The organism is uncultured Ellagibacter sp., assembly GCF_934636505.1.
GTDB lineage: Bacteria > Actinomycetota > Coriobacteriia > Coriobacteriales > Eggerthellaceae > Ellagibacter.
In genome coordinates, this window is record NZ_CAKUAL010000013.1 from 35,710 (window position 1) to 43,452 (window position 7,743).

6 protein-coding genes and 1 pseudogene are annotated in these 7,743 nt (G+C 56.8%); 2 read left to right on the top strand and 5 right to left on the bottom strand.

Translation table 11 applies throughout. The features are described 5' to 3' along the window. Positions 1-13 precede the first annotated feature (13 nt). Positions 14-2,329, bottom strand: coding sequence for a molybdopterin-dependent oxidoreductase (locus Q0G18_RS03000; RefSeq protein WP_297149361.1), 2,316 nt, complete (start codon positions 2,327-2,329; stop codon positions 14-16). Between the two features lie 447 nt (positions 2,330-2,776). Between Q0G18_RS03000 and Q0G18_RS03005 the strand changes: the two genes are divergently transcribed. Then, complete coding sequence (locus Q0G18_RS03005) at positions 2,777-3,553, top strand: hypothetical protein (protein WP_297149362.1); 777 nt, start codon at positions 2,777-2,779, stop codon at positions 3,551-3,553. Between the two features lie 168 nt (positions 3,554-3,721). Here the strand turns inward: Q0G18_RS03005 and Q0G18_RS03010 are convergent, their stop codons facing one another. The 3 genes from Q0G18_RS03010 to Q0G18_RS03020 all read right to left on the bottom strand — a co-directional run bounded on the left by Q0G18_RS03010 (position 3,722) and on the right by Q0G18_RS03020 (position 6,023). Then, on the bottom strand, positions 3,722-4,240 hold the full coding sequence (locus tag Q0G18_RS03010) for an FKBP-type peptidyl-prolyl cis-trans isomerase (RefSeq protein ID WP_297149364.1): 519 nt from the start codon (positions 4,238-4,240) through the stop codon (positions 3,722-3,724). Between the two features lie 65 nt (positions 4,241-4,305). After that, positions 4,306-5,616 carry a trigger factor gene (gene tig / locus Q0G18_RS03015; protein ID WP_297149366.1) on the bottom strand — a complete coding sequence of 437 codons (1,311 nt, stop codon included), beginning with the start codon at positions 5,614-5,616 and terminating at the stop codon, positions 4,306-4,308. Positions 5,617-5,789: 173 nt separating this feature from the next. Continuing rightward, positions 5,790-6,023, bottom strand: a complete 234-nt coding sequence (locus Q0G18_RS03020) for a hypothetical protein (protein WP_297149368.1) — start codon at positions 6,021-6,023, stop codon at positions 5,790-5,792. Positions 6,024-6,492: 469 nt separating this feature from the next. Here Q0G18_RS03020 and Q0G18_RS03025 point away from each other — a divergent pair, with 469 nt between their 5' ends. Next, positions 6,493-7,098: a hypothetical protein gene (locus Q0G18_RS03025; RefSeq protein ID WP_297149370.1), complete on the top strand. Its 606-nt coding sequence runs from the start codon at positions 6,493-6,495 to the stop codon at positions 7,096-7,098. Between the two features lie 253 nt (positions 7,099-7,351). On the opposite strand, the pseudogene Q0G18_RS03030 reads toward Q0G18_RS03025, so the two are convergent. Next, a pseudogene (locus Q0G18_RS03030) lies at positions 7,352-7,743 on the bottom strand (MFS transporter); the annotation flags it as partial.

Genomic DNA, 7,743 nt, shown 5'->3' on the forward strand with positions numbered 1-7,743 from the left:
GCCACTTCCTTTCTTAGTCGTCGGAGTTCAGGCTATGGACGCGGCGGATGTTGCACATAACACCCTTGTACGGAGCGCCAAAGCCAAGCTTACCAATGTTCTGATGCGGCACGAGGCTGTTGAAGTTGGACTTCCAAACGCCGAACAGGTTGGGCTCTTCGCCGTCCTGCTCAGGGAACCACCAGCCGTGAGCGCAGTTGAGGATACCAGGCTTCATGACCGGCGTGATCTCAGCCTTGAAGCGAGCCTCGCCGAACATGTTGTAGACCTCGATCCAGTCACCGTCGGTCACATCGTACTCTGCAGCGGTCTCAGGATTGATCTGGCACCACGGCCACGGATCAATCTGGCGCAGGGACGGAACCTGACGATGCTCAGAATGGAAGGAGCTGTAGCGACGAGAACCAGAGGTGGTGATCAGAGGATACTGACCAGCCAAGTCGGGCTTGCTGATCGGGCTGTAGTTCGGCTCCTCGTAGTACGGCAGCGGATCCTCGCCCCAGGATTCGTAAAGAATCGAGTAGGCTTCGATCTGACCGGTAATGGTGTTGAAGCCGGGAGCGCCGTCGAAGCGGAGCATGCCCTTCGCGTACTTCTCGTACTCGAAGCCATGAGCACCAGGCTGATAAAGGCCGAGCTCCTGGAAGGTCTTCCAGTCGAAACCGAGTTCCTTGAGCTGATCGCTGAAGAAGTCTTCGACTGCCTGCTGCAGCGCAGGAAGGTCAAGCGACTTGCCGTCTGCAGGCTTGTACCACGGCCACCACTCGGGGTTGAGGCGCTGACCGAACATGAGGCAGATCTCGATGTCGGACTTGCACTCGCCAACCGTGAGAGCCTTGTTCATGGGGCCCATGAACACGGTGTTGCGGCCATAGTGGGTGAGGACGATGCCGTCATGCTCAGCCCAGGTGGACATGGGCAGGAAGTAGTCACCAAGAGCCATGGAAGTCGGCGTCTGGGTGAGGTCCTGGATGACGACGAACTCGAGCTTCTGGAGAGCCTTGTGCCAACGCTTCGGCTGAGCGGAGCAGGTCGGCGTCAGGAAGTTGGAGCTGTTGAACCAGCCCATCTTCAGAGCGTACGGCTGATCCGTCTCCATGGTGTTCAGGGTCTCGTCAGGCTGGGTGGTAGCCATGCCGGTGGACAGGCCAGGCCACTGCGCAGCACCGATACGCTTCGACCAAACTTCGTCGGTCATAGCGCCGCGCTGCTCCATGCGCCACTTGCCGAGAAGTGCCGACGGAGGACCAAGGGTAAGTCCGCCAGGACGGTCGATAGAACCGCACATAGCAGCCAGGATGATGAAGGACTGGGACAGCTGAACGCCGTTCTTGTTCTGGTCGAACGCCAGACCCCAAGCCCAACCGATAGGACGCTCGGTGCCGATGATGTGGGCGACGCGCTTGATTTCCTCAGCGTCGACCGTGGTAATCTCGGCGACCTTGTCCACGGGGTACTCAGCAGCACGAGCCTTCAGCTCGTCAACGCCGTAGATCCAGTTCTCGACGAACTCGTGATCGTACTCATCGTTCTCGAAGAGGAGGTTGATGAGGCCGAGGGCGAGAGCCGTGTCGGTCTGCGGACGAACCTGCAGGTTGATGTTGCCATCATGAGCGCCGACCCAGGTGATGCGGGGGTCGACAGAGATGATGTGCGTGCCAAGCTTCATCATGTCGACGAGGCAGTGGCCGAAGAAACCGTCGCCGTTAGAGGGCAGCGGCTCCTTGCCCCAAACCACAACCCACTTGGACAGCGTGTAACGCGGGTCATGATAAGAACCGGGCAGATGACCAGCGTAGTCGAGCTCAGGATAGCCTGCGCCGAGCACGTAGTCAGAGATGGAGCAACGAGGACCGTAGCAGGACCAGCCGGACTGCGTGTAGCAGCAGTTGGGGGACTGCAGAACGGAGAACGTCAGCGCGTAGTAGTAGATGCAAGCCTCACGGCCGGTACCACCGAAGCAAACGATGGACTCAGGACCGTAGGTGTTCTGGAAGTAACGGACCTTCTCGCAGATCGTGTCCATTGCCTCGTCCCAAGTGGTGCGCTCCCACTTGTCCTTGCCGCGATCTTCGAACGCACGCTTCATCGGGTAGATGACGCGATTCGGAGAATGGGTGTACTCACGAAGAGCAAGGTTCATGGCGTTAACACGACCAGTGGTGATCGGGTTATCGTCGTCGCCTTCGATACGGATGAGCTGATCGCCCTTCGTAACGACCTTGACACCGTATCCAACCGGGTGAGATCCCGGAGGAGACCAAGTGTTGCTACGAGTGACTACGGTACCGTCTTCAAGCTCGGTACGCCACTGCTTACCATATGCCATAGTCTTCTTCCTTCCTTTTCCCTCGCCAATTTCTTTCTCCACATTTACCGAGCGGGGTCGCTTGGAAGCCGCTGTCTTGCTTCCTTGCGTCACCGCCTCAAGGCACGTTTCATATTAGAGACATTACGGGGCTTGGAATCGAATCAGCGGGTTGTTTTTGGGCAGTTCAACCTCATCCTGCTAGGTTGATTTTCGTAATCCAACCCTCTATTTCCCCTGGTCATAAAAAATTCCGCGAACGGCATGTCCATTTTTCAACTTTTTGGCATTTCACGTCCCTCCCCTGAAATCGGGTAGGAAAAGGCGCGGAATCACACGCTGCATGACACCATCCATTGGTACAATAAGAAGTGGTATTCATGCTGTCTGATACCAATTACGTATGAAGATATCCACGTCACGTCCCGGGCCTGATTCGCGGCCCGGTTTTTTGGGGAGGAACGCACTATGGCCACTCAGCAATTCACCCTTACTTCTTACGATCCCGTTTACGCGATCGCCGAGGAAGTCCGCATTCCGGAGGACACAATCCGCGAGACCGCTGTCCGCTGGCTTGAGATCAACATCTGCAAGGAGGGCGAGAAGGCGAAGCTCACCGACGGCTGGGTCAACGCCCACTGCGAAGATTTCAAGTCGGTCGACGAGCTCTTGATTTTCATCCGCTACAACATGTACCGCGACAATCGCGAGGTTCAGGAGCTTGCCGACCAGGACGCTATCTGCAAGGAGCTCTCTAAGCGCCTCGTCGAGGAACTTCCCGCCGACCTCGTGGAGAACTCCCTCTATGCGTCTACGATGCGCATGGAAGAGATGATCAGCCGTCAAGGCATGACGAAGGAAGAGTTCTGCGAGCAGCGCGGCATCACGCCCGAGCAGCTCGACGCCGACGTTCGCGAGCGCACCATCCAGAGTCTGAAGGAAGACTCCGCCCTGGCCGCATACGCCGACCATGCCAACTACACGCTCGAGGCCGAGGACTTCTACGCCATCATTCCGGGCGACTCCATTCAGGACAAGGCTTACAAGCGCCGTCAGATCGAGCTTGATGGACGACTTCCCCAAATGGAGGAATACGCCCGCAAGACCAAGGCGTTGAAGGAAATCATGGAGAACGCCATGATCAAGCGCAAGGCAACCGACACCGAATGGCTGCGCTACGGCGACACGAGCAAGGACGTGCTGAACGCGAACAAGCAGTTCCCCGAGAACTTCGTCACGCTGTAAGCGCCTCTACACTCCCCCAGCATGCAAAAGCCGCTGCATAAACTGCAGCGGCTTTTCTTTCGCCTGAGCGAGGCTCTGTTTGGCTCGTATAGCCACAGGAAGGCCCCCGCATTGAACTGCGAGGGCCTTTTGTTTCACTTGAAATGGAAGTGCTGCTTCGGCAATGCGCTATCGGTAGGATTCGCCTTGGTCGCCGCCGAGGAGCTTCGACTGCTCCTTCATGTGCTGGCGCTTCTCGTGCTCCGAGATGAAGTTCTCAGGTGCCGCCTCAACGCTCTTGATCTCTACCTCGAAGGTGAGGTCCTTACCTGCGAGCGGGTGGTTCAGGTCGAACTTGGCGTTGCCGCCCTCGATCTCGATAACGGTGCCAAGCGTCGGTTCACCCTCGTCGTTGGCCATCCACAAGCGAGAGCCCACTTTGATGTCGCGCTTGGGGATCTGGTGCGTCGGGATGACGACGACGTAATCATCGAGGTACTCGCCATACGCCTCGTACTGGTCGACGGTGAACGTTTTCTTCTCGCCTTCGACACCTTCCATGGCGAGGATTTCCTTCTCGAAACCGTCGATCGCCATGTCCATGCCCGTTTGGAAAACCATGGGGTTCTCCTCGGTTGCATAACCGAAAACGGTGCCATCTTCCAACTTGCCCGTGTACACGAGCGTTACAGTAGATCCAAGATCCATGTTCATCTCCCTTTTCTGGCGCCCAGCCAAAGTGCCAAAGCGCGCTTAAGCGTTTCTATGCCGGTTTAAGCCTCTTCGTCGACCACAGTCACTTCTGCGGTCTGCACAAGCCAGCGAGAGGCTTTCGAATGGCGGCAGACCTTGCGAAGCTCTGCCATACGGTTCGCCTTTTCCCACTTCTCGCGCGTTGCGATGGCGTCATCCTCCTGGGCAAGTTCCTTCTCGATGTCTTCCTCAGTGATGTCGATGCCCTTCTCGGCAATGAGGGCCTCGAGTGCGCAATCGATGCGGGCGCGACGAATCGCCTCCTGCGTCACGTTCTCCTTGATCTCATCGGCCTTGCCGTTGTTGTTGAGGAGCCACTCCTGCAGAGAGGTGCCTTGCTTCTCGAAGCTCTGCATCATCTCGCGACCGACGTCCTGACGAATGAAGTCCACGTAGTATTGCGGAACGTCGCCCACAAGGCGATCGGCGAGCGCGTCAACCGCACGCTGCACCATAAGGCCCGGGAGCTCGGCTTCTTTATGTTGATTGATCTGGTGGCGCATCTGCTTGCGCATATCCTCGGCGTCCATGCAGCCCACCTTGGCCGCGAGCTCGTCACCGATCTCGGGAACGATCTTGCGGCGGAATTCCTGAATCTCGACGTTGGCATGCAGCTGGCCATCACCGAACTGCGTGTTGCCCTCCTCGTCTTTCGCCTCGAAGTCGAACTCGAGGGTATCGCCGAGCTTGCTACCGACAAGATGCTCGTCGAAGGACGCGGGCATAGAGCCAGAGCCCAGCTCGATCATGCGCGTTGCATAGCGAAGGCCGTTCACGGCGTTGCCGTCTTGCGTAACCGTCACGGCCGCCGAGACCACGTCGCCCATTTCCGCAACGTGATCGGGGTCGTCGATCTTCTCGAAGGAATGGTAAACATCCTGGAGGTGTTTGAGCTGGCGCTCGACTTCCGCATCGGTAGCCTCGTCGGGCGGCATCTCGATGGAAACGCCGTCGTAGCTCGAAAGCTTCATCTGCGGCACCACAGCGCCGGAGACGGTGAACGTGAACGGCTGACCCTCGACGACGTCGTTATCAACGTTGAAATCCGGTTCCCCTACGAAGATCACGTCAGCATCGTCAAGCGCCTTGAAGGCCTTTTCGTTGATGAGCATCTCGGCGACGCCGCCCATGGCGTTCTTGTGGCCACCTACGTTCTGCTCGAGAACCGCGCGAGGCGCCTTGCCCTTGCGGAACCCAGGAATATCGCGCTGAGCGATTTCAGCGAAGAACTTGTCTGCCGCTTCCTTCACTTCGTCGGCAGACGCAACCAGGGTCAGAACCAACTCCTGCTTGTCCCCATCGTCCTCGCGAACTCTGTCTTTAACCTGCACAGCTCCTCCTTTATGCCGGCAATGATTTCTGCGTTGCTGAATATACGCTGTTCATGCAGTTCATTGTACCTTAGAGGGCATTTCGGGGAATAAAAAAGACTGGCCCAGAAGCTTTCTGGACCAGTCTTTGAAAAATCGTACTACAACTTTTACGTTGCGGAACGAGTGGCTTCTTACATGCCAGGAGCCTTGGGGGCACCAGGAGCGCCGGGAGCCGCAGGGGCACCAGGAGCAGCCGGAGCGCCAGGAGCGCCGGGGGCAGCCGGAGCGCCAGGAGCAGCAGCCGTCAGATCACCTTTGCAGAAGGGGCAGTTCTTGAGAACCATGCCGCCCATAGCCTGGATGGCCTTGCCGCAGTGCGGGCACTTGTTCGGGCCAGCCGATGCGTCTGCAGGACGAAAACACATAACAATCCTCCTTTGTAGCTTCCCGAAGATTCGGCTTCATACCAAAACTTCGGGCATCCTTTTTTCAAAACGCCATCCCCGCCGGATTGACGCTTCGATTACCTTCCGCTTTGTCCGAACGTAGCCATCGGCTGCTCTGGACCTTCCCAATCCGTAAATTGAGCAGTCTCCAACTAAGCTCTGTTATCAAAGCATCTTTAGTTTATAGGTCGAAGCGGGAATTGCATCATCACAATGGGATGTCTTTATATTTTCACCATCATCCTTCGAGGTTGAATTTCCTTATCTTATCAGGGAAAACGTATAGGACATAATCCACTATATGGGGCATTCCTATGATAAAATCCGAGAGCAAGAAAAACGGTAGCTTTTAAAGCTAAATCTATGGGATTGCCGAGCCTTAAAGCGGCAATTTCCCGTCTTGCTCTATACTTTTCAGTAACGTTTTCGGCACTACCGAAGGAGCTCTATGCCCAAGTTCAACAAGATGTACTTCCCCGTCGACGCTATCGCGAAACACGAGGATTTCGACGTTTGGTATAGCGACGGAGAACGAGCTTTGCGCTTCGAGGGCCCTTGGGAGAAAGAGTCCGACCGCATCGCGATGATCGGGCGCATGGGCGGCCAAATCGGCCAAATCAGACCCGACAACAAGGCACTCAACTATTATCTGCGCCACGATCGCTTCGAATACGAGTTCCAAACCCGCGTCATCAAGGAGCACTATTATGTCGAGGGCATGCTGTGGGACATCCACGGCAGCGTGAGCAAACCACCGGTCGACTTCTTCCAGATCAAAAAGAAGAAAAACGAAGTCCACGTTCGCAAGACGCTGTTCATGGACCACGGCGAGTGCTTCGAGGTGACTGCTCGCGACACGGCGACGCTGCGTATTGCCGTTGAGGCCACGGTGGCCATGTGCATCAAAGAGGAGTATAAGGGCTTAAGCGACCCTGATGAAGACGAGCGCGGCGGAAAGAAACGCGGCACTTTCGGCAAGTTCTTCGACTTCATCCAGCCCAAGGGCGTTCCCTACGAGAAGCTCTACGATGAGGAGGGCAATCCTCTCGGCTAATAACTGCCGCTTTAGCTGGGCGAACGCCAAGCAGCAACCCAAAACTTGAGAAATCGAAGAAGGCCTCGGGCATCGCGACCCGAGGCCTTCGTTTTATCCGCCAAGCCACTCTTTAGAGCAGGTGGAACCTGACAGCGACACTCTAACGCCCGGAGGCTGTTAATGTCGCCCCTGCCCTGCCCGCACAACAAAAGAACCCCCGCCGAAGCGGGGGTTCTCGATGCAACCGAATGGGTTACTTTTCAAGCTTGCGCTATTCCGCGAAGTAAGCCTTGCGATGCGGGGTAGCGAAGATGAAGAAGTAGACGAACGGAAGCAGAACGCCGACTGCCATGAGGGGCAGAGCGATCGGGAGCTTCGACCAACCGGTGATGGCCAGCGGGCACACGATGCAGGTGATGAACAGGAACGCGATCACGACGAGCATGATGATGAAGTTCGTCATGCCGGTGTCGGAAGCATCGGTCTTGCCGTCGCCAGCGAGCTCGTCCATGGACTTACCGCCGGTTTCCTTAACGAACAGGAGGCAGCAGATGAAGCCGAGAACGAACGGAACGATGAGGACGAGAACGACCGACGACCAGTTGGTAGCGCCTTCAGCGGTCTGGAACATAGCCATGCCAGCGATGCCGCCGAGGACGATCG

Coding starts and splice junctions, on each gene's coding strand:
- Q0G18_RS03000 (WP_297149361.1), bottom strand. CDS start 2,329: ATGGCATATGGTAAGCAGTGGCGTACCGAGCTTGAAGACGGTACCGTA.
- Q0G18_RS03005 (WP_297149362.1), top strand. CDS start 2,777: ATGGCCACTCAGCAATTCACCCTTACTTCTTACGATCCCGTTTACGCG.
- Q0G18_RS03010 (WP_297149364.1), bottom strand. CDS start 4,240: ATGGATCTTGGATCTACTGTAACGCTCGTGTACACGGGCAAGTTGGAA.
- Q0G18_RS03020 (WP_297149368.1), bottom strand. CDS start 6,023: ATGTGTTTTCGTCCTGCAGACGCATCGGCTGGCCCGAACAAGTGCCCG.
- Q0G18_RS03025 (WP_297149370.1), top strand. CDS start 6,493: ATGCCCAAGTTCAACAAGATGTACTTCCCCGTCGACGCTATCGCGAAA.